The 19,101-nt window shown below is 49.8% G+C and carries 19 protein-coding genes; 6 read left to right on the top strand and 13 right to left on the bottom strand.

Going from position 1 to position 19,101, the window contains the following annotated elements; genetic code table 11:
* Positions 1 to 66 precede the first annotated feature (66 nt).
* Positions 67 to 1,182 (top strand): phosphoadenosine phosphosulfate reductase family protein, encoded by a 1,116-nt coding sequence (locus tag R7Q11_RS17840; RefSeq protein WP_000946104.1) that lies wholly within the window; start codon positions 67 to 69, stop codon positions 1,180 to 1,182.
* Between the two features lie 17 nt (positions 1,183 to 1,199).
* A complete protein-coding gene (locus R7Q11_RS17835; protein WP_004201092.1) occupies positions 1,200 to 1,634 on the top strand; it encodes a hypothetical protein in 435 nt (144 codons plus the stop codon).
* 1,036 nt (positions 1,635 to 2,670) lie between these two features.
* On the opposite strand, the gene R7Q11_RS17830 is transcribed toward R7Q11_RS17835, so the two are convergent.
* From R7Q11_RS17830 to mobI, 3 genes are read right to left on the bottom strand one after another with little or no spacing between them, the layout of a single operon-like run.
* Positions 2,671 to 3,735 (bottom strand): RepB family plasmid replication initiator protein, encoded by a 1,065-nt coding sequence (locus R7Q11_RS17830; RefSeq protein WP_000044788.1) that lies wholly within the window; start codon positions 3,733 to 3,735, stop codon positions 2,671 to 2,673.
* 20 nt (positions 3,736 to 3,755) lie between these two features.
* Positions 3,756 to 4,043 (bottom strand): hypothetical protein, encoded by a 288-nt coding sequence (locus R7Q11_RS17825; protein ID WP_000127321.1) that lies wholly within the window; start codon positions 4,041 to 4,043, stop codon positions 3,756 to 3,758.
* A 4-nt stretch (positions 4,044 to 4,047) separates the two neighbouring features.
* The gene (mobI, locus tag R7Q11_RS17820) at positions 4,048 to 4,587 is read right to left on the bottom strand and encodes a conjugative transfer protein MobI(A/C) (RefSeq protein WP_001447712.1); all 540 of its coding nucleotides are present in this window, start codon (positions 4,585 to 4,587) and stop codon (positions 4,048 to 4,050) included.
* A 498-nt stretch (positions 4,588 to 5,085) separates the two neighbouring features.
* On the opposite strand from mobI, the gene R7Q11_RS17815 reads away from it, so the two are divergent.
* The 3 genes from R7Q11_RS17815 to R7Q11_RS17805 are packed head-to-tail and all read left to right on the top strand — an operon-like array spanning position 5,086 to position 6,800.
* On the top strand, positions 5,086 to 6,069 hold the full coding sequence (locus R7Q11_RS17815) for a ParM/StbA family protein (protein WP_000077457.1): 984 nt from the start codon (positions 5,086 to 5,088) through the stop codon (positions 6,067 to 6,069).
* A gap of 16 nt (positions 6,070 to 6,085) precedes the next feature.
* Positions 6,086 to 6,379, top strand: coding sequence for a hypothetical protein (locus R7Q11_RS17810; RefSeq protein WP_000919078.1), 294 nt, complete (start codon positions 6,086 to 6,088; stop codon positions 6,377 to 6,379).
* A gap of 1 nt (position 6,380) precedes the next feature.
* On the top strand, positions 6,381 to 6,800 hold the full coding sequence (locus tag R7Q11_RS17805; protein ID WP_000651490.1) for an H-NS family nucleoid-associated regulatory protein: 420 nt from the start codon (positions 6,381 to 6,383) through the stop codon (positions 6,798 to 6,800).
* Between the two features lie 59 nt (positions 6,801 to 6,859).
* On the opposite strand, the gene R7Q11_RS17800 is transcribed toward R7Q11_RS17805, so the two are convergent.
* Genes R7Q11_RS17800 through R7Q11_RS17785 form a run of 4 tightly spaced genes read right to left on the bottom strand, consistent with a single transcriptional unit; the run spans position 6,860 to position 8,832 of the window.
* Positions 6,860 to 7,411 (bottom strand): FlhC family transcriptional regulator, encoded by a 552-nt coding sequence (locus tag R7Q11_RS17800; protein WP_001020646.1) that lies wholly within the window; start codon positions 7,409 to 7,411, stop codon positions 6,860 to 6,862.
* The gene (locus R7Q11_RS17795; RefSeq protein ID WP_002210562.1) at positions 7,408 to 8,073 is read right to left on the bottom strand and encodes a hypothetical protein; all 666 of its coding nucleotides are present in this window, start codon (positions 8,071 to 8,073) and stop codon (positions 7,408 to 7,410) included. Before R7Q11_RS17795 ends, R7Q11_RS17800 begins: the two co-directional genes overlap by 4 nt.
* Complete coding sequence (locus R7Q11_RS17790) at positions 8,027 to 8,560, bottom strand: transglycosylase SLT domain-containing protein (RefSeq protein WP_000790610.1); 534 nt, start codon at positions 8,558 to 8,560, stop codon at positions 8,027 to 8,029. The genes R7Q11_RS17795 and R7Q11_RS17790 overlap by 47 nt, the downstream gene beginning before the upstream one ends.
* Positions 8,560 to 8,832 (bottom strand): transcriptional regulator, encoded by a 273-nt coding sequence (locus tag R7Q11_RS17785; protein ID WP_000356489.1) that lies wholly within the window; start codon positions 8,830 to 8,832, stop codon positions 8,560 to 8,562. Before R7Q11_RS17785 ends, R7Q11_RS17790 begins: the two co-directional genes overlap by 1 nt.
* A 715-nt stretch (positions 8,833 to 9,547) precedes the next feature.
* Between R7Q11_RS17785 and R7Q11_RS17780 the strand changes: the two genes are divergently transcribed.
* Entirely contained in the window at positions 9,548 to 9,910 is a 363-nt protein-coding gene (locus tag R7Q11_RS17780; RefSeq protein WP_000683483.1) for a hypothetical protein, read from the top strand.
* Between the two features lie 37 nt (positions 9,911 to 9,947).
* On the opposite strand, the gene R7Q11_RS17775 is transcribed toward R7Q11_RS17780, so the two are convergent.
* The 6 genes from R7Q11_RS17775 to R7Q11_RS17750 all read right to left on the bottom strand — a co-directional run bounded on the left by R7Q11_RS17775 (position 9,948) and on the right by R7Q11_RS17750 (position 18,999).
* Positions 9,948 to 13,562, bottom strand: coding sequence for a conjugal transfer protein TraG N-terminal domain-containing protein (locus R7Q11_RS17775; RefSeq protein ID WP_000534551.1), 3,615 nt, complete (start codon positions 13,560 to 13,562; stop codon positions 9,948 to 9,950).
* A 12-nt stretch (positions 13,563 to 13,574) separates the two neighbouring features.
* Positions 13,575 to 15,008, bottom strand: coding sequence for a conjugal transfer protein TraH (locus tag R7Q11_RS17770; RefSeq protein WP_000256129.1), 1,434 nt, complete (start codon positions 15,006 to 15,008; stop codon positions 13,575 to 13,577).
* 1 nt (position 15,009) lies between these two features.
* On the bottom strand, positions 15,010 to 16,026 hold the full coding sequence (gene traF / locus R7Q11_RS17765; protein WP_000749520.1) for a conjugal transfer protein TraF: 1,017 nt from the start codon (positions 16,024 to 16,026) through the stop codon (positions 15,010 to 15,012).
* Positions 16,027 to 16,160: 134 nt separating this feature from the next.
* Positions 16,161 to 17,672 (bottom strand): UvrD-helicase domain-containing protein, encoded by a 1,512-nt coding sequence (locus R7Q11_RS17760; protein ID WP_000811656.1) that lies wholly within the window; start codon positions 17,670 to 17,672, stop codon positions 16,161 to 16,163.
* An 8-nt stretch (positions 17,673 to 17,680) separates the two neighbouring features.
* Positions 17,681 to 17,959: a hypothetical protein gene (locus R7Q11_RS17755; protein ID WP_000101263.1), complete on the bottom strand. Its 279-nt coding sequence runs from the start codon at positions 17,957 to 17,959 to the stop codon at positions 17,681 to 17,683.
* A complete protein-coding gene (locus R7Q11_RS17750; protein WP_000101568.1) occupies positions 17,959 to 18,999 on the bottom strand; it encodes a DNA-binding protein in 1,041 nt (346 codons plus the stop codon). Before R7Q11_RS17750 ends, R7Q11_RS17755 begins: the two co-directional genes overlap by 1 nt.
* Positions 19,000 to 19,101 lie beyond the last annotated feature (102 nt).

Below are 19,101 nucleotides of genomic sequence, written 5' to 3'. Positions count from 1 at the left end.
TTCACAGCATCATTTTATAATACTGTAAATCATAAAAACAACCCAGTAAAGAAAAAAGAGCGACTTATGTTGAGACGAGAAAACCAAGGAGATTTGTTCGATGACCAGGTGGTGTTGCCATCACTGGAGTCGGTTCTTACCGGTATATCTTCCAGTCAGCGTTGTGACGATAGAACAACGTACTTCTCAGCGCCGGATGTGGACTTGAGTTTGTACGACCACATCATTGTTTGCCTGTCTGGAGGCAAGGACTCGATTGCTGCGTACTTGCGGCTGGTGGACATGGGTGTTGATAAGTCAAAGGTGGAGTTCTGGCACCATGATGTTGATGGTCAGGAAGGTAGTTCGTTGATGGATTGGGCCTTCATGCGTGATTACTGTCGTCAGCTCGGGGAAGAACTGGGTGTCCCAATGTACTTCTCGTGGCTTGAGGGCGGCTTTGAGGGCGAAATGCTCAAAGACAATGCCTATAGCCACCCCCATCGTGTAGAGACGCCTGAGGGGCTTCTGGTGCTGCCTAGAGACCATAAGCGCTCTAAGCCTGGTACACGCCTTCGTTTCCCTCAGCAATCGCCATCACTCCAAACAAGGTGGTGTTCATCAGCCTTGAAGATCGATGTTGGCCGCAGAGCTCTTAATAACCAGGAGCGCTTCAAGGGGAAGAAGATCCTTTTCATCACTGGTGAGCGCCGGGAGGAAAGTGCAAACAGATCCAAGTACAACCAGCTTGAGGCTCATGCCTGTGACAGAAGATATGGGAAGACTGCACGGTTAGTTGATGCCTGGAGGCCCGTTCTTCATTGGACTGAGGAAGAGGTATGGGAAGTAATCGAGCGTCACCGCATTCTGGCCCCAGTCCCTTATCGCCTTGGTTGGAGCCGGTCTTCGTGTATGACCTGCATCTACAACTCACAGCGTATCTGGTCCACTATCCGTCACTACTGGCCTGAACGAGCTGGGAAGATTGCTCAGTATGAACAAACCTTTGGTGTGACGGTATCAAGAAAAAAAATCGACGTAATAGATTTAGGTTCTGCTGTTGCGCCGATACAGATTAGTGATGTTGAGGCATTGGAGCAGGTATCCAGAGAGGATTACACGCTCCCGATTTTTGTGCCGGAGGGGCAGAAGTGGGTTCTCCCTGGTGGCGCATTTGGCCGAGAGGCCTGTGGTTCTGATTGATTTGTGCAGAGGTGGTAATGTTGGATTTTGTTTTTTTGGTGTTTTTGGGGCTGGGCATATCTATGGTGCTGGTGCGTCGGTCTTCCCGTAAGGGGATGGATCTTGAACTGACATGGCTCCAGTCGTTGAAGGTTGTGCTGGTTCGTGGAGCTGTTGCATTGGGTCTGGGGTTTGGCATTGGCAGGCTTGTATTGATGGGGATGCAGTATGGTTTCCTTAGTGAGTCTGTCCTGAGGGAACATGCACTTGTCTCCGTAGCGGTGGTGCTGATCTGTGGGCTTGGTTCGTTCGTTGCGTTTCACTGGATCATCGGGAGGATCTCTGGAAGATCGATCAGCGTCGTTTCTGTGATCAAAGCTGTGGTGTACGAGTCTGGTTACTTTGTGCTGTCGATGCTTATCTTGTTAGTGATACTCGTCCTGTTCGGCCTTGCATACGAGACTTTTCTCTAAAAAACAGTGTTGATTATTTTTTGCTCAGCGATCAAAAGGATAAATATAAAGATCTTTAGATCTTTGTATAAAGGATTAAAAGCGGTTAAAAACAGGTTAGGCGCTCTGAGTTGTCATTCAACGCATTGATATTGCTGGCATTTTCATATTTATTCCGTGCAACGAACCCATAGGTTGCCGTGCAGCGAACCCATAGGTTGCCGTGCAACGCCCCCACATACCCTTGGATCTTATCCACTGTTATCCACACGGAACCCCTTTTTTTTCCACAAAATCCTTACAAAACAGAGCTTTCGTGCAGCGTTCCCACATATCAGAACTGGTGTTCGTGCAGTGTTCCCACATGTCTAAGGTTATACGTGCAGTCAGCCCATATATTCTCTTCTTAACGTGCAACGTTCCCATATATCAATTTTGGTCGTTTTTTGCTCCGTGCAGCGTACCCACATGTGATCGTGCAGCGCTCCCACATACCAAAACCCCGTTTATGCACAGGAAATGTGGATAACTTTTGGCCTCTTTTTATGTGAGCACGATCACTTTATGGACTATTGGAGTCATTTTGACTGCCTTTTTAGGTTTGTCCTGATCTGTCAATCTTTGTTCTGCTTCGTCAATCGTGCAGAGTTCCCATATATCGAGAGGTTCAGAACCTGCTTTCGTGCAACGTACCCACATATCAAATCTCATAACGTGCAGGTCCCCCACATCCTCACCCTTTAACTATCAATACCTTACGGGAACCACTCTACGGGAACCACTGGAGCAGCATGGCACTTATCCTTCGTCGTGGCTTACGCTTGCACGATACTGAGACTCGGCTTGCAACTACCGTGCAACGTTCCCATATATCGAGCCTCAGCCCACGAAGCATCTGGGGTCACGTTCGCTCTATCCGTGCAGCTCCCCCATATGCGGAGGCATTCCGTTTCCGGTCTTTCCTTGTGGGCGTACCTTGTGCGCTTTCTTCTGGCATAAAAAAAGGCGCTGACGCGCCTATCTTTCTTTTCCCTGGGGTATTGGGAGCTTCTGGTGGCTACCTCCCCTTACGCTGGGGTTCATCAATGATGTCGTGGTCGATCATGCCTTGCTTGATGGCCCGTAGCTCTGTCTGCTGCTTACGCTTGTTGGACGCCATCACCTGCTTCACGAAGTTCTCATGAGGCCTTATGACGTACCGCACGTCGATGACTCTGCGGCCATCCTTGATCTGGTTCGCGTCGTAGTCGCTTATGACCTCTTGTTTGATGAGGGCCTCCAGAGCGAGCTTCATAGCTCTGACGTTCTCCGGCATCCGTGGGCTCAATTCACGAGGGCTCTGTGTCAGGAAGCTGATAAGCGATGGCGTGTACGGCGAATCTGGCGATGCTTGAGTCCAGTAGTGGCTCATTCGCTTGTAGATGTACCGTGCAAGAGGGGAGCGGATTTGCATTCCGATTTTGTAGTTGTACTGACGAAACGACAGATTCATGATCGATTCGTTTACCAGCGGGTTGAACTGCACATAGCACCTGGCGTTCCCGCCTTTCTTGCGAAACTCACCTCTGGTGGTAAGTCCCACCATCGGGAAGAAGCTGGAGCTGATGAAGGCTTCGCCGTCATCACTGATACATTCGAGTGTTGCGCCACGACAAACCTGGATTGCTTCCTTGATTTCGTTCAGGTTGTAACCGTGACCCATCTTCGAGAGCTCTTTCTGGAGTTCGTACAGAGTGAACATGACTCCAGCCTTGCCCTCGATGATATGGCCTTTCCCGTTCACTGCGAGCTTGCGTAGAGCATCCTCAAGGATTTCCTCTCGCTGTCCCGCGTAGATCAGCACGGTTCTTCCGTCATCCTTCTCGATGATGGCTGGCTTCACCTTCACCGTGAAATGCTGGCCTCTGATGGTGCATTGTCGTGTCACTACAGCGTTGGATAAATCTTCATGCTCACGCTTTTGGTCCCAAATGTACTTCGGCAGCGCATCGTAGATCTCGATGGTGTTGGAGTAGTCGTCTTTCTTGGCCGGAGATTCAATGATCTCAAACAGGCTCATTTGCGGTGAGTCTTTGATTACGTCGAGTTTCTCCAGGTCTTTGTCTTTGGTTCTCTTGCTCATGATTGTTCCGTCGATACTTTCTAGCTGGTGGTCCATGCCGCCAGCATTGTCAATGCTCCCGCTGCTACCGTCGCTGAAAACACTAGCTGGTAGATGCGACGCTTAGCCCCCGCAGTGCCGCTCATAAAACGCAGGGCTGCCGCTTCATATCGGAAATGAGCGAACTCACCCCGAAGGGTGCTATCTGTCCCCTGTGGCGATTGTGGGCGCTTTGACAGGGCAGGGCGAGGATGGCTGGCGACTTTCTTGATCATCGCTTCACATTTCCCCAGTTTCGCCAATTCAGTGGCCGCTACAGATGCTGTCATGTTGTCACACCTCGTCGCTATGTGTCTTGTTTAGCTGGCGCTCGTACTCGTTTAGCGCCCGGCGAATTTTTGCTAAGGCAGTGGCGCGTTGTCTTAACACGGCATACCTGGTTTCAACTTGCTGGATCAACTCTTGTGCCCAGACAGGCTCTTTCTTGAAGTGCGACATGCTGTAGGCATGACCGCGACCCTTCTTGATATGTGTCGATAGAACCCTTTTCTTTTGTCCGGGAACTTGTTCGACAAATCTGTTGCGATACCACTCTGCAACGAGTGATACGCCTAGAATGCGAACCCGTGTACCGACACGCCCTTGTTCGTCCTCTGACGCTTCTTCACGCGCTGATTTGTGCGCGTTCCAGTACATGTCCGCTTCCTGCTGCGCCTCGACAGCAAGAACCGCTAAGGCGTGATCCAGTTTGCTCCGTACCTCTGCAACAAACTCTCGTCCCTCTGCCTCTAGCAGATCCTCTGTTATCTCGGATCGTTCTTCTTCGAGCTTCGGATCTAGCAGATCTAGCCATCGCTCTGTTGGTAGACTCACCTCAATACCCTCCCAATTCCTATCCAATTCCTATCCACATAACTATCTATCTGGAATTTAAAGCTGATTATTCCAATACTGGAATCTAGTTCTGTCACTAGGCTAACCCATCTTTGGAATTTGTCAAATTTCCCTCTATCTATCTGGAATCTTGATGCTCTTATTCTTTCACAGCCTCTTTAAATATGAATCTATATGTAAAGATTCCAGATATATTGGATATGGCATCAAAGATTCCAAATGCCTCTTTACCACCGTCTCTCGATGCTGGAGGGCAAGCGGTTCTCGATGCGAGGGTAAGGTCTGTTTATCTGAGCCTATCCGTGCAGCGTTCCCATAGGTTCCCTTACTCAACGATCAAAAAGCCACCGAAAAGCAACCTATATGCCCCTTTTGGGCAATTACACAGGCCATCTGTCCCCGCTTTTAGCCTTATTCTCTATCCAACACGCGGCAAGCAATCGAAAAGCAATCTAAAAGCAATCTTTGGAGGATTTCATGAGTCAATTTGTTCTGGGTTTGGATATTGGTTACTCCAACCTGAAAATGGCAATGGGGTATAAAGGTGAGGAAGCTCGCACAGTCGTCATGCCGGTGGGGGCAGGTCCATTGGAACTGATGCCACAACAGTTAACTGGCGGTGCAGGGACCTGCATTCAGGTTGTGATTGATGGAGAGAAATGGGTTGCAGGCGTCGAGCCTGACCGATTGCAAGGATGGGAGCGTGAGCTTCACGGCGACTATCCTTCGACCAATCCATACAAGGCTCTTTTCTACGCTGCACTCCTGATGTCCGAGCAGAAGGAGATCGATGTGCTGGTGACTGGCCTGCCTGTTAGTCAGTACATGGACGTAGAGCGCAGAGAGGCGTTGAAAGCTCGGCTTGAGGGCGAACACCAGATCACGCCAAAACGATCGGTAGCGGTTAAGTCTGTCGTGGTTGTACCTCAACCTGCCGGTGCTTACATGGATGTTGTAAGTTCAACCAAAGATGAAGACCTCCTGGAGATTATCCAGGGAGGAAAAACCGTTGTAATTGACCCTGGGTTCTTTTCTGTAGACTGGGTAGCTCTTGAAGAGGGAGAGGTCCGCTATCACTCATCTGGCACCAGCCTCAAGGCGATGTCGGTGTTGCTACAGGAAACGGACCGGCTAATTCAGGAAGACCACGGCGGTGCCCCTGGCATCGAAAAGATCGAGAAAGCTATTCGTGCCGGTAAGGCCGAAATCTTCCTCTACGGTGAAAAGGTATCGATCAAAGACTACTTCAAGAAAGCCTCAACCAAAGTCGCTCAAAACGCCTTGATCCCTATGCGGAAGTCAATGCGTGAGGACGGGATGGATGCTGACGTAGTTCTGCTGGCTGGCGGCGGTGCCGAGGCTTACCAAGATGCGGCCAAGGAGCTTTTCCCTAAGAGCAGGATCGTACTGCCCAACGAATCCGTGGCATCCAATGCCAGGGGCTTCTGGTTCTGCGGCTGATAGATAGGAGGTCGTTGTGGCTGGTAGCAAATGGGATGGAAAAATATCTAATCTGAACATATCGGAGCAAGCCTTTCCGGAGCTCTATCGTGAACTGTCCCAGATGCAGCATAAGGCGCGTAGTGATCGGCTCCGCGCCCTTGCTCTATTGGGTCTTTATTCTCTTCGATTTTCTGGCAACATTGGGTCTTTTGAGCAACAGAGTTCAGAGAGTCAACCTGCACAGCATCAAAATTCGCCAGTGCAGACTGACGCAAAACTGAACTCTCAACGTGATTCACTTAAAGGAAAACTGATGGGCTCCGTATGACATGAAAGACCACGAGGAGTTCTCTACGCTATCAGCGGCTGAACGTAGAGAGTTAATAATCGCAGAGTTAAAGCGTAAAAGCCGCATTCGCACCCTGTTGCGAGGACTCCCGTTAGATGAAGTTCGGGAGATCATTGACAGAATGAAGGGCGTTCTCAATGAACTGGAGGAAGAGTACAAAAAGCGAGAAGAAGAAGAAAAAGAAAAGCGAGCTCAGGCTGAGCGAATAATGAGCGACATGGAATCCTGCGGTGTGGACATCGGCTTGCTCAACGAAATGTTCACGAGCAGATCAGAACCTGATAATGCTAAATATTCAAAAGACGGAGTTTCGTGGAGTGGGCAAGGACGTCGCCCGGATGCTTTCAAGGGGTTGGGAGCTGTCGAGCTGGAGCGCTACCGTATCCCACAGAAGAAGTAAAAAAATGAGCGCCGCAAAGTTTGGGCGCTCATCTTCTGGTCCGAAATGTCATAGTCTACTCAAGCACACTCTTTCTCCCCACCACCATGCCTTCCTTGTTCTTTGCAGAACGGACATTCAACGCAGGTTCTTTGATTAACAGAGGTGAAGTACGTACACTTGCAGTTGTCGCACACCTCCAGCATTGCGTCCCCACTTCTCAGCTCCGAAGCAAGACACCAGGCATCAGTAATATCAAACGGAGCCCACCGAGCACCTTTCATTCCGGGCACTTCTTTGCGGATTGCGTGATACATTCTAAATGCCTTGTTCAAGGCTTTGATGTTCACAGACCGCAACACGGCTTCTCCACCAATGTTGAAGTAGAGCTGCATTAGAAGAGAGGCCTGTATCTTGGATGTGTGACTATGAATCAGTGTCGCACCACCCCGGAAAGTTCTGGATTTTCGTTCCAGAGTATATCCGTCCCTCTCCAGATCCTGGTAAAGCCGTCTGACCTGTTTGTAGGTCAGGCCAGTCTCGATCATGATGATTTTTGTGATGTACCCAGCAAGGGCCATGTGTCGAGCTGTAACCCAGCGACCCAATGTACCAGAGTTGCCAATGTTCATCTCCACCTCCCACGTCCCTGTAGAGACTGTTGCAGTTTTTTCAATACCGGGTGTGTTAACTCTTCCCGGCTGTCATCGAGAATTTCTTCAATGATGCTCGGAGCAAAACGAAGCGTAAAATGCGTAACCGTTGTTCCAGACATGTGGCGCAACTGGCTGTCTGTTGCCTTAGCCACCAGCTCCGCAAGCTCTCTCGAAACCCCGAAAACTTCCTTTGCCATCTCCGGGTCTCTCGATGCGACGCGGTTAAATAGCAACCAGTAGGCAGCATCAAATTCATCAACACTATGGTTGATAAAAACTACAGGGTCGTAGTCGCCAGAGAGTCGCGTGATGATGTTCTGCTCTGCTGTTTCGAGTTTGAAAGAGATCAACACGCCAGAGGCCAGAGCTTCCAATTGGGAAGGTGTTGCCAGTGACAGCTTTTGAACGGTGTCCATGCCCAAAGAAAATTGTGAGGCCGCATCATCTGGACGTTCTTTTGCCAGAGTGGATAGCAGGTTCCACAATGTCAGATCGAACTCGTAGACGTTTCTATCAGCTTCTTCTTGATCGAGGTTGACGGCTCTTGCATCCCACGCACCAATAATATCCAGTTCCAACATTCCGCCCCCCTCACAAATCACGAAGGTTGCGATAGATAGCCAAGACTCGGCTACCATAGTTTCTGGCTCGGATTTCGTCTTCCCAGGCGTGATAGCGGCCAACGCCAAGCTCCAAGTCATTTGGAGATGACTGAATGGCTTCTGATAGCACCTCTGCCCCAACCATGACGTTGGTCTCTGGGTCGAGAAGATCTGCTGGAGAAGAAACTCTATGACCATTCCACCGGATGCTCACTTGCATAAACCCGACATCAATGGCACGACCGTACTGCTGCTGAAACTCAGCGAGCTTAGCCTTTGCCTGATCTTCCGACTTAGCATAGAAAGGAAGCCCAGGAACGCGAAGCGTCCAAGGCCAAGGACTTATAGAGCCATTACCTCTCCCTGATGCAGATTCGGCCAATGCGACCGAATACACTAGAAGAGGGTCGAGGTTATATGCTTTCGCTGCTTTGTCGAAGATGGTTCCGCTCAGGTCAATAGCATTCGCTGTTGATGAAAGGAGAGCCGCAGACAGAACTAGCGCCTTGGCTTTGTTCTTCATCAGCTTGCCTCCTTATGTCTGAGGGGTATTTCGTGTTCTTCGTCGTACCGCTCCGGCCAAATCTCAGACGGCTTCACACCCAAAGCTGTAGCTATCTCATGTTCCCAGCGTGGACTGGGCTTATAGAGTGCCGTAGACACCACCTGCCGAGATGTTTTGTGTTTTCTGCCCAATGCGGCCAGAGAAAGCCCCTGGATCTTGAGTTTGTACTTGATCCACTCACGTTTCTTCTCTGGGTCGCTTGGGATGTCTATCAATTGGCATTTATCCATTGTTTGCCACCCTTTAAACTGCGTTGTTAGCCATACAAAAAGTGCGTTATTCGATGAACGCTTTTAGAGTTCTTCTATTGTCACAAACTGACACATTTTGCGCCTTTACAAGCCCAAATAATGATGCTGTCAACAATAAAAAACCTTTAAAAACATACACTTAACTTTGTACCGACGGAACAAAGTTACAATACTTTTAGTAATCAATGGGATACGGATATTTTTGCGATAGCAATGGAAAGTGCGCCAAAAGAATGGCGGAAATAGCGCACGGGGAGTGCGGTATTTTGTGATATTAAATAGCGTTTAGGTATAAGTGATTTTAGGGATACAGCGAGGGCTGAAATTGCGAATACAGCAGGAGCTGAGGAGGGCAGGGAAGGCAAAGGCGCATCCCGACCACACAAGGATGATGGTGTTTACAGAAAGAGATATTTGAGAAAGAGAACTCTGCGGTGTTGCAGATGGGGACCAAAGCGTTAGCAATGGCCTATTCCATAGTGTATGCGATTTGTTTGACATGTTCAACTATGTAATGCTTTGTCAATAAACGCCTTGTTCCGTAAGGGCAAACTTTCACATGTGAAAGTTTGAGGGCAAATTCTAATCGAAGAAGTTGCCAATGGAATGGTTGTTTAGCAAAAAATAGTCAAATTTTCACAGTTGCATTTTTTGATGCCGTGGTAAACTGGAGGTAAAGAGTAAGGGGGTTGATATGAAACATGTGGTCAATATTCTTCTGCTGGGAATGGTGCTTCTGGGAATAGCCATGATGGCTGACACACCTTGGGGACTTGGTGTGGCGCTGGCTCCCTTCGGCGTTTGGGGTGCTCGTTTCCTATTTCTGGTTCACAAAAGCCTTTGGGCTGCTGTTATCTTTTGGGGAGGGATCGCTTACTTCCAGTGGCAAGTTGCTTTGGTTGTCGGGGCTCTGTTTGGACTAACGTGCTTTATCCGCGTTGCGCGGTCAGCATATAAAGAGGCACCACCTACCCGGCGCAGAAAAAAACAAACTGGTGGGTTTCAAGATTCCTATGATTTTGACCAGCGCTTCCATATTGGAGCTGGAGACGAATAAGGGGGCCTGCTGGCCCCCTTATTATTTGGTTGGTCTTTTAGAACCTTTGATTTGCTATGTTGTACCCCCTGACGGCAGTCAAATAGCTACCTGAACGGTCTCCAGCTTCCGTCGAGTTCTGCAATACGTTTACCAGCTTGTCCGTAAACTCTTCGTTTTGCTGAGAAAGAACAGGCTGACCTCCTTGCATCATCGGTGAGCCATCCGGGTTACGTTCTGCATACTCCATTTTCAGATTCTGAACAGCCTGGTTCATGCGACCTTCGTTTGTGTCAAACGATTCGGCATAAACAGCGGCTTGGGATTCAGTCAGCCCATAACGGCTTTGAGCGATAGACTGCATCGTTTCTTTGAACTCATCACCGTACTGGTTCATAAACTGCTGCGCGGCTCCACCACCAGCTTCTGCGGCAGAGGATAGCGCTGCTGCATAGAACGCGCCGCGTTCCTCAATGCTCATCCCTTTAGCGGCTTCCGATAGATCAGATTTACCAGTTAACCACTCCTTCGCTGCATCATAGCCGCTTGCAGCAGCTCCCATGACGTTGCGGCCAAGTTTAGCCATACCGACCATCGCATCACCGGCCCAGCCAAACTCCTCTTGCACGGCCTGGTCGCCGCGTTGAGTGGCCGCGATGAATTGGTCGCGTTGTTCAGGTGTCATCGTTCTCATTTGATCCATCGCTCTTGAGAACGCATCAGCGCCAGCTTGACCACCAGCAATGAGAGCTCCACCTGCTTGTTCAGCTCTGCGGCCCATCCAATCACTGGAGTTGTCCCACGCTCCCCACGCCGAAGCGCTCCAAGACATTTCCGGAAGCGAGTTCATAAGGTTATCTTGGGCTTTTTTCAGTTCAGGAGCAGATACATTTCGCTCTGTTTGCTGTGCTTGGTTATGAAGAGCTGACGTACCGGCTGCATGTTCATTTTGAACAAGGGGGCTATTCGTTGGTAACTGCCCAGCTTCTGATGCCGGATTAGTTCCAGCCATCCCAGCCACATTCTCCCGGAATCCGGTTGGGATGTTAGGTCCACTGCCTACAGCCCCTTGAACCTGACCTGGTAGGCCTTGAACATTCGGGCCTTCAATGCCGTTATTTCCGTAAGCATCACCACTAAATGCTCCGTTGCGACCGGACGCGGTATTGATCGCCTGTAGTGCGGCTTGATACCCGCCAAGCTCCTTACCCTGTTCGTAATTTTTGGAGTTGGTCATTGCTGTCATTCGCGCTGCTGCCTGGGCCACTTGAGGAGACATTCCGTAGGCTTGGTATCTTTGCTGTAGTGAAGCCGCCTCGTCTTTAACCGATTGCGGCGCGGCATTTCGGAAATAGTCATTCAGTTGGTTCATGGCCGCAGGGGTTTGTGCTACTGCACCACCGAGAGTTTTAAAGTCGGTATTAGTCATGGAGCCCATTTGGTTTTGGAGCTGACTCATTGTTGTGAAGGTGTCCGATGCAGACACCAGTTCCGAAGCGGACTTGGATAGGTTCTGGGATAAGCTATCGCCCCAGGTTTGCTTGAATGACTCGCTTCCAGAACGGCTGAAACCCTGCGCTAATTGATTTGTCAACGCCTGGCTATCGGTTTGCGAATAGCTCACACCCTTCATGAACTGGGACACATCACTCGCTGACCAGCTTGAAGAGTCTTGAGTTGATGACTCTGTTGCTCCCTTCGCTTGCGCTTTGATGTCCAGGACATCACTGCCGCCGCCTGATTCGCCATTACCACCAGCAGGAACTAGGGCTGTACTGTTTGATTTCACACCAGCAGCGGCCTTCATTGCTGCCCTGGCCTTGCCAACCATAGGCATAAGCATGGACGCAGCTTCGTCAACATCGAGTGTGCCCATAGCCTGCATGGCAAAAGCACCTTTGACAGCATCAGAGTGGCTATCATCCACCTGGAACTTATCCATGAAGTTCTTGGCTTGCTGGTTGATCAATTGGCTTTGAGCTGTGTTTTGCGACGAAACGTTGCGCCCGACATTGGAGAGTCTTGAATAGGCTTGATCCTGACTTACTCCATCAGAAAAACCTCGACCAAGAGTGCTTTGGAAAGCCTCCGATTTCTGACTTTGTAATGCCTGTGCGGAGCTCACGCCTGATGCTAAGGTGGAGCCAAGCGAGAAGGTACTGATCATGCTTTCTGCGCCGTTTGCAATCGCACCACTGAACTGGTTGTGATTGTACGCTGGCTGACTTTGCATAACCGGACCTTGCTTGAGTAGATCTGGCGTTTGCATCTTTTCGTCAACGTGGTCAGAACCACTTATTCTCGATGCCAAGCTGGTGAAGGCGTAGGTGCTACCTGTGACGATAAACAGGGAAATCACCGGAGTGGCCGCAGCCAACATGCCGCCGGTTGCAATCCAGTGTTGCAGAACATCTCCAGTTGAGGAAAGAGCGTACATGGAGTTGAGACCACCAGCACTGAGGCTAGACATCTCATTTGACGCGGCGGTATGAACAAACAGGTTTATAATTGAGAGGACTGGCATCCATAGCTGAATCCAGAGGATGGTTTGTACATATTTCCCGGCTAACTGGAGGCCGAAGCTGCCCATCACGATAATAAAAGCAATGATCGGGGTTATAGCATAAATAAAGCCTTCAAAGAACGTCAGCATTGGTCGGACGACGGTCATGAACATCGACTGCTCTGCGGCCCACTGTGTGTTCCGTTGCTGAATAGCCTGGTTGACCATCAATGCAGAGCCATAATCCTGGAGGTCCTGATAACGTCCTGCTGCGGCTTCATAATAGAGGGGCTCCAGAACGGCGGCTTTCAGATAGTCGATTGATGACGTAGTTGTGGCACCCATCGCTTGAAGCGAATCGGTCAGCTTCGTTAGAGCGTTGTCTCCAGTTGACGTGTCAATACCCAGTAGGCTGTTAAGAGCATCAACAACAACCGGGCTGCTTAGGTTGGCGGTTGCAGTGCTAATAGCCACCCATCCGTCAGTACATGTGTAGTCAGCGCCGTCAGGGTTTGCTGTAGACAAATACAACCTAGTTCCGTAGAGCTGTGAGTTGAATCGCAAAGCTGAGTCAGTTGAACGGTTCATCAACTCATCAAGGGACATTAGGTTGAGATCGACTTTGGTTAACGTGCATTCCCGAATGTAATTGTTCCAGGAACGCCTCACGTCAACATAGCCGCCTCCATTTGCTGAGTTAAGCGCAGTAAAAACTCCTGTGTCATAGGCTCGCCGTCTGACGTCATTCAACAGTTTCAGTGTTTCGGAAAAGTGGCTTTCCGTGACATTGGGTACGATTACCCCATATCCAGTTTCAAACAAATTGGTGATGGTGTATCCCACGTTGGATATGACACCTCCAGCAAAGCCTACCCCAATAGGGACATTGGCGACGACTCGAACCTGCCCTGTATAAGCGTCCTCGATAGTCACAGTTGTGGTTGGGCCGAAGAAACAGGCATATAGAATCCAACCTACCAGCACTTGCTGGAGGTTGATTTGCTTTGCGCCCTGAAAGACGGACTGAATACAGATCATCAAGACCCCAAGAAGCAGGCCAATACTGACCATCTTCTCGAAATCCCCGGTGCCGGTGATCATTGATACTGCAATCAGGATTTGCTCCAGAAAAGCAGAGTCACCGATAGAGTGGATTGAAAAAGATCCCATTCCAATAGCTCCTTAGTTCGTGCTAGGAGGATTGGACAAAGTTGCCAGCATGTATTTTTGCTTGCGGATGTTGTCCAGTAGGTTGTTGTATTTCTCAATTTGGCTTGCCAGATCGCCGTATTGAGAGGACAGGATTGTGTATTCAGCACGGATTTGCTGTTGCGATTGCGCGAGAAGCTCTAGTGCCTCTTTCTTGTAGGGTGATTTGCTGTTAGCCATCGCAATGCGAGCTGCGCGGAAGAACTCTTCCGAGAAGCTATACATCATGGTCAGGGCTATCGCTCCTGATGACTCTGTTGCGAACAGGTTAGCGCCGTCCTGTGAAAGGACAGACAAGTTACGAACAATGGTGCCAATCCCTCCGGGGAGGTTAGAAACAAAGGCCTTTTCTGGGTCGGTTAAGGTTCCAGAGTTCGTTGCGTATTTGTAGATCACACCAGGTGTAGAGCTTGTTCCTAACAGCATATCGGTGATCTGGTTCTTGATACCTTTGAGCACGACAGTTTTATTGCTGGAGCCAGCACTCAGGCAGTTGGTCGTATCAGAATCACAGGAATAGATCTCAACAGAACCGCCTGAAATCAGGTCTGACAAGGTGATCTTGTTACCTGGTAGGGTCGTCAGAGGGGTTGTTTTCGCACCAGTGCCGGTTGAGTTCGGGTCGTTTACCAGATCACCAATGATGACTGTGCCGGTTAAAGACATGATCGCTTCAAGAAGGGTGTTATCCCCGTACTGGAACCAGGTGTTGGCGTTGTTGCTCTTGAGTTGCTTCCAGACGATGTTGCCAATCATCTTGTTGTATTCGTCAGGTTTGTTGGCTTTCAGTTCTTCCAGAGGACTCTTGCCGCTGGTTTCCTGCTTGGACCCGAAGAAGTCTTCATACAGGCCGGAAGTTGTCGCGGTTATAGAAGCATCAGTTTTGTGTTTAAGGTCCATGCCGCTGGTTAGGTCGTTCACGAAACCTTGAGCGAGCTGGCAGGAGTTGCCCAGATGTTGGTTGAGCGCTTGCACTTTCTTCTGGAAGTTCTCTATCCACTTCGCTCCGTCCGGGAAAACGTTATCGAGCGCAAGCTGGAAGGCATAGCCCTTGGCGTTGGCTGCTACAGCCCGAAGGAGTTGGACAATTTGATCCGCGTTAATGAAGGAAAGCGAACCGCCGAACAGATCTACACCACCGCAACCAGCTTTCCATGATGGAGGGGCAAAGCTCACCAGGTTCTCGTCGAAGATTCGTGTCTTTGCAGTGAACCGGCCACCAGCTAAAACGCCACGTCGTTGGCTTTCATAAACCCCAGGTGGTGTTGTGTTGCTCATTTCATTGAAGAGTTTGTCCATCTGTGATTGGAGGCCGTTAGCGGCTATCGCCCCTGTCGGTGCCATGACGAGACTGGCCGCCACACTCAGGGCAAGCAGGCTCCTTTTTAATGTCTTGTGCGTGACCATCTTAGTTCTCCTGTAATTTGTCCCGGATGTACTTCATGAGTTGTTCCGGTGGCACAAAGTTGTCTTTATCGCCGCTCGCTTGAGATAGTTGTTTGAGGTCAGAGCCCAGCTCTGGTGAGGCCAAGCGTTCGGCTATGTTGTTTTCTAGGTTGAGTACCGGACGTGTACGGTTAAACTCTTCGTCTGTGACCCAACCATTGCGTTTTGCTGCGACCAAAATCCTGTGATTCAGCTCAGGAAGAGACATTGGCCCTTGTCCTATAGGAGCGAACTGACCGTCTGGAGATGCGAGGTAAACAGCAGGGAAAGTTACGATACCAAGTTGTTTGGCATGGCCTTCATCGGTTTTGTAATGGGGGAAAAGCCCACTGGGGAGTGGTTTGCCGTCCATAGATACAGGAATGATCGAGAATCCTTCTCCTTGTTCCAACATCTTGATGAGCGGTGCTTGCAAGTCACTGTAGTCATCGTCGGACTTGTAGAAGAAGAATATCCCTACGCGTTCGGCTACGCTTTTGAGTAGCATGTTTTTGGCGTTACCAGCGTCACGATCAACTTGTTGTGAGGCAAACGTGGCAGCAGGACGTCGAGTAATTTCATCCAAGAAAGGATCACCTACGACCGCCAGCTCTGTAGCATCGGAAAATTGTTCAGAGCGATCTATCGCAAATCGTTGCAAGTAGAGAAACGTCCTGACGTTTTCAACGGTAGGATTGTTCCAAGCAAGGTCTTTGTACTTGGGTAAGTTTTCCCGGAACCATTCCGCTGAGAACATTTCTGGGCCGCTCGGAAGCGGAGCAGCAGGCTTAGGCTGTGTAGGCTTCGCTTCTGCCACAGGCTTTGGTTTGGGCTTTTCGGGTTTTTTCTCTGGTTCTTTGGGCTCTTCCTTGTACCAGAACCAACCCTCTTCCTTTCGCTCATAAAAACCAGGTCTTGTGCCATCTTGAGCCCAAGCCTGGTGTGATGCCCCCAGCGTGAGCGCTGCAAGGAGCAGTAAATTCAAAGGTGATTTTTTCATAGTCTCACGCACGTATTTTCCCATGCTCGATATGGTAGAGGTGGGAGGCGTGAAATTAGGCAGGTGTAAGCGCCCATTTAGGGCGCTTAGAGCGTTTTATTTGTCAACTTTCACATGTGAAAGAATTGACCAAACTATTTGGTCGTGTCCTCTTCAACTTCTGTCGCTTCTGCGGCCATCTTCATCTGCTTCTCGACCATGCGTTTTTGGGTGATGTAGCGGATAACCATCTCGACAGCGCTGTTCAACGCAAGGATTCGCATCGCTCTGGTGGATGCAACGTAGAGCAGGTTTATTTCATCGTCACGGGCCATTGGGTCGAGCTCTGGGTCCAGGACATCCGGAAAGTCGTCATAGAGCTGAACAAAGTCCCACTCCAACCCTTTGCACCGATGAGCTGTTGAGACCGTAATGTCAGCCCCAAACTCTTCTTTGACTGTATTGCGTCGTAGAGTGGTGAGTCGTTCAGGGATTTCATCGTAGCTGTTGATGATCTTGACAGCCCTCATCATCTCAGGGTCTTTGGTCGCCTTCGCTACTTCTTGATACTCGAAGTAGTCTTCATACTCATCAAGCAGTTTCTTATTCTTTACCCGGTCTGGCTCTGCCATCGAAAACCAGTACAAATCCTGGAGCTCATTGATCTGGTAAGCGTCGATTCCACCGACCCAGAATACCTGCGCTCCGGATTCGGTCGCAGAGAGCGCCGTCTCTATAACCCCCATGACGGTTCGGTGAAGTATTGCGCGGTGGCCCACGTCACCTGGTAAAAACATGAGTACCTGATCTGCTGGTCCCCGGCCAACAACAGGTCGTGTTTCACCTTTGAGTTCAAGAAGGGCGTTTGCCACCAGCGAAACGTTGGGGCCAAAGCGGAAGCTATGAGTGAGATAGAGTTGGTCGGCGTTCATGAGCTCTTTGCTATCAAGGGCGTTGTTTGCGCCTCTGAACCTATAGATCTGCTGGTGGCGATCTCCAACCAGGATTACCTTGCAGTTCTGCTGTAGGACGATGCTACTTGTTACGGGGTTAGCGTCTTGTGCCTCATCAAAAAGAATGGTGGTGTACCGGCGAGACAGATTCGGCATCCCGAGCTGATACTGTTTGAGGTAGCAATCGTGTACGGTCGGGAACGGATCTTGAACGTTTGTCATCCGTTTCCATATGAGCTCAGCACCTTCGACCACCTGGATTTGGTATCTCTCCTGTTTGGACGTAAGCACTTTACCCGTATCGGCGCGAGCAAAATGCGTATAAAGAATCCGCATGTCTGCACTACACATAAAGGCGTTGAGCGTATCGAGAATATCTTTGGCAAACGTCCAGTTCTTGGTATTCACCGCTTGGGCAATATCGGTGAGCCTTAGGTTGCCGGAGAGTTTGTGCTGGTAGCCCCTTCCTATAGTGGCGTAGGCAAGCTGGTGGGACGTTTTGCAGTCTACGTTTGCAGGAAACTTTTCTCTTGCCTCGTCGCGGATAGCCCTGTTGTATGCCAAGTAGAGGATACGTGAATCGAGGTTGTTGTGGGCGTACTTCACCAGTGTCGTGGTTTTACCCGTTCCAGCGTAGGCCTTAACGACAAGGCGAGGCCCTTTGTACTGAGTGATCAGTGATTGTTCTGGTGTGTCAGGAGGAAGTTGTTTCATGAGGCCCCCTACGACAAACACATCTGGAGAGTGATGCGCTTCTTTTGTGTCGAGAGGAACGTACTGATCCGCTTTTCTTCTCGGGGGAGGGATACTTCACAATCCAGATCTGTCCACCAGTCTGGGGCTTTACCTTGAGCCACCTCCGTAACCCAACTATGGAGACGGTGTAACCAGCGATAGTCGCCAATAGATGAGGTGGCTAGTGTCATAGCCTCCTCAATCTTGGTTTGAAGAGCCGCAGCTCTGTGTCGCCACTCTTCTGAATATTTAGCCTTTCGCGCCATCAGTTTTCCTCTTTCTTTTTCCCTCCCTTACCAGCTTTAGCGAGCTCTTGCTCCAACCCAGAAATTTTGGTCAGTGCATCATTGAGTCTTTGTTCGAGGCTCTTGGCCTGCTGGTCTTTTTCCTGCAACTGACCAGCCATCATGCCTTTGTCTTGAACAAGAGCGCGAGCTTCTGCTTCGGCGCTGGATAATTTGGCGTCCAGCTTTTCTACCTCTCCAGATAGGCGCTGGCACTCTCGTTCAGCGGATTCGCCATGAGCTTTGGCTGTGGCAAGGGAGTCCTGTGATTGGGCCAGTTTGGCCTGTACATTTTCGAGCTGCTCTTTCAACGATGTTTTTTGTTCCTGAGCGGCCCGGAGCTTTTCTGTCTGCTCTATACTCTTGCCTTTTTGCTCCTCCAACTCACCCTCTGTAGTTGCCAATTTTTGGCTCAAAGAGCGATTTTCGCTTTTAGCTTGCTCCAGGTGATCCTGTGCTCGGGTCAGATCTGCGGCTTTCGCCTCCAGCTTGCCCTCCAACTCAACGATCCGCTTTTCCAGCTTATCAATGTCAGCCAGTGAGCGTTCTAGCTCCGCAGACTTGAGGGATAGCGAGTTTTCTGCCTTACCAAGGGCCGCATCGAGCTCTGATTTTTTGTTGGTGAGAGCTTCAAGTTGTTCTTCCAGTAGCTCAGCCCGTTCGGTGGCATCATTTGCCATGTCCACGGCTTGCTGCATATCTTCCTGGTACTCAATTTCTTTCTGTCGTAGCAGTTCACGCTCGCGCTCAAGCTGTTCATCGGCGCTTGCTTTGGCTACCGTATAGATCTTCTGTAGGAAGAGCTCAGCATCGCTCATAACCGATTCTGGAAGGACTACCTCTACCAGCTCTTCATCGAGGGAGTGTTCCTCTGACCACTGTTTGAGATACGTTGAAATGGTGGTAAAGCTCCCCTTGCCAATGATGTCTCTGATAGCGATGACCGTTGGGCGTTTACCGGCGTCCTTGAGCTTTTGGGCCGCAGCCGCTACATCGTCAAACTCAACCAATTTTCTTGCCATGAGAACGTTCCTTTTAATTTGTAATGTTTACGATAATTACGATAATACGGTAATTATCATAATTATATATCATGCTGCTGTCGATTGGAATTGTTTGTGTGG

This window comes from Vibrio sp. 970 (assembly GCF_033339075.1).
The sequence above is the reverse complement of the archived record's forward strand: the minus strand, read 5'-3'. Positions and strand labels throughout refer to the sequence as shown.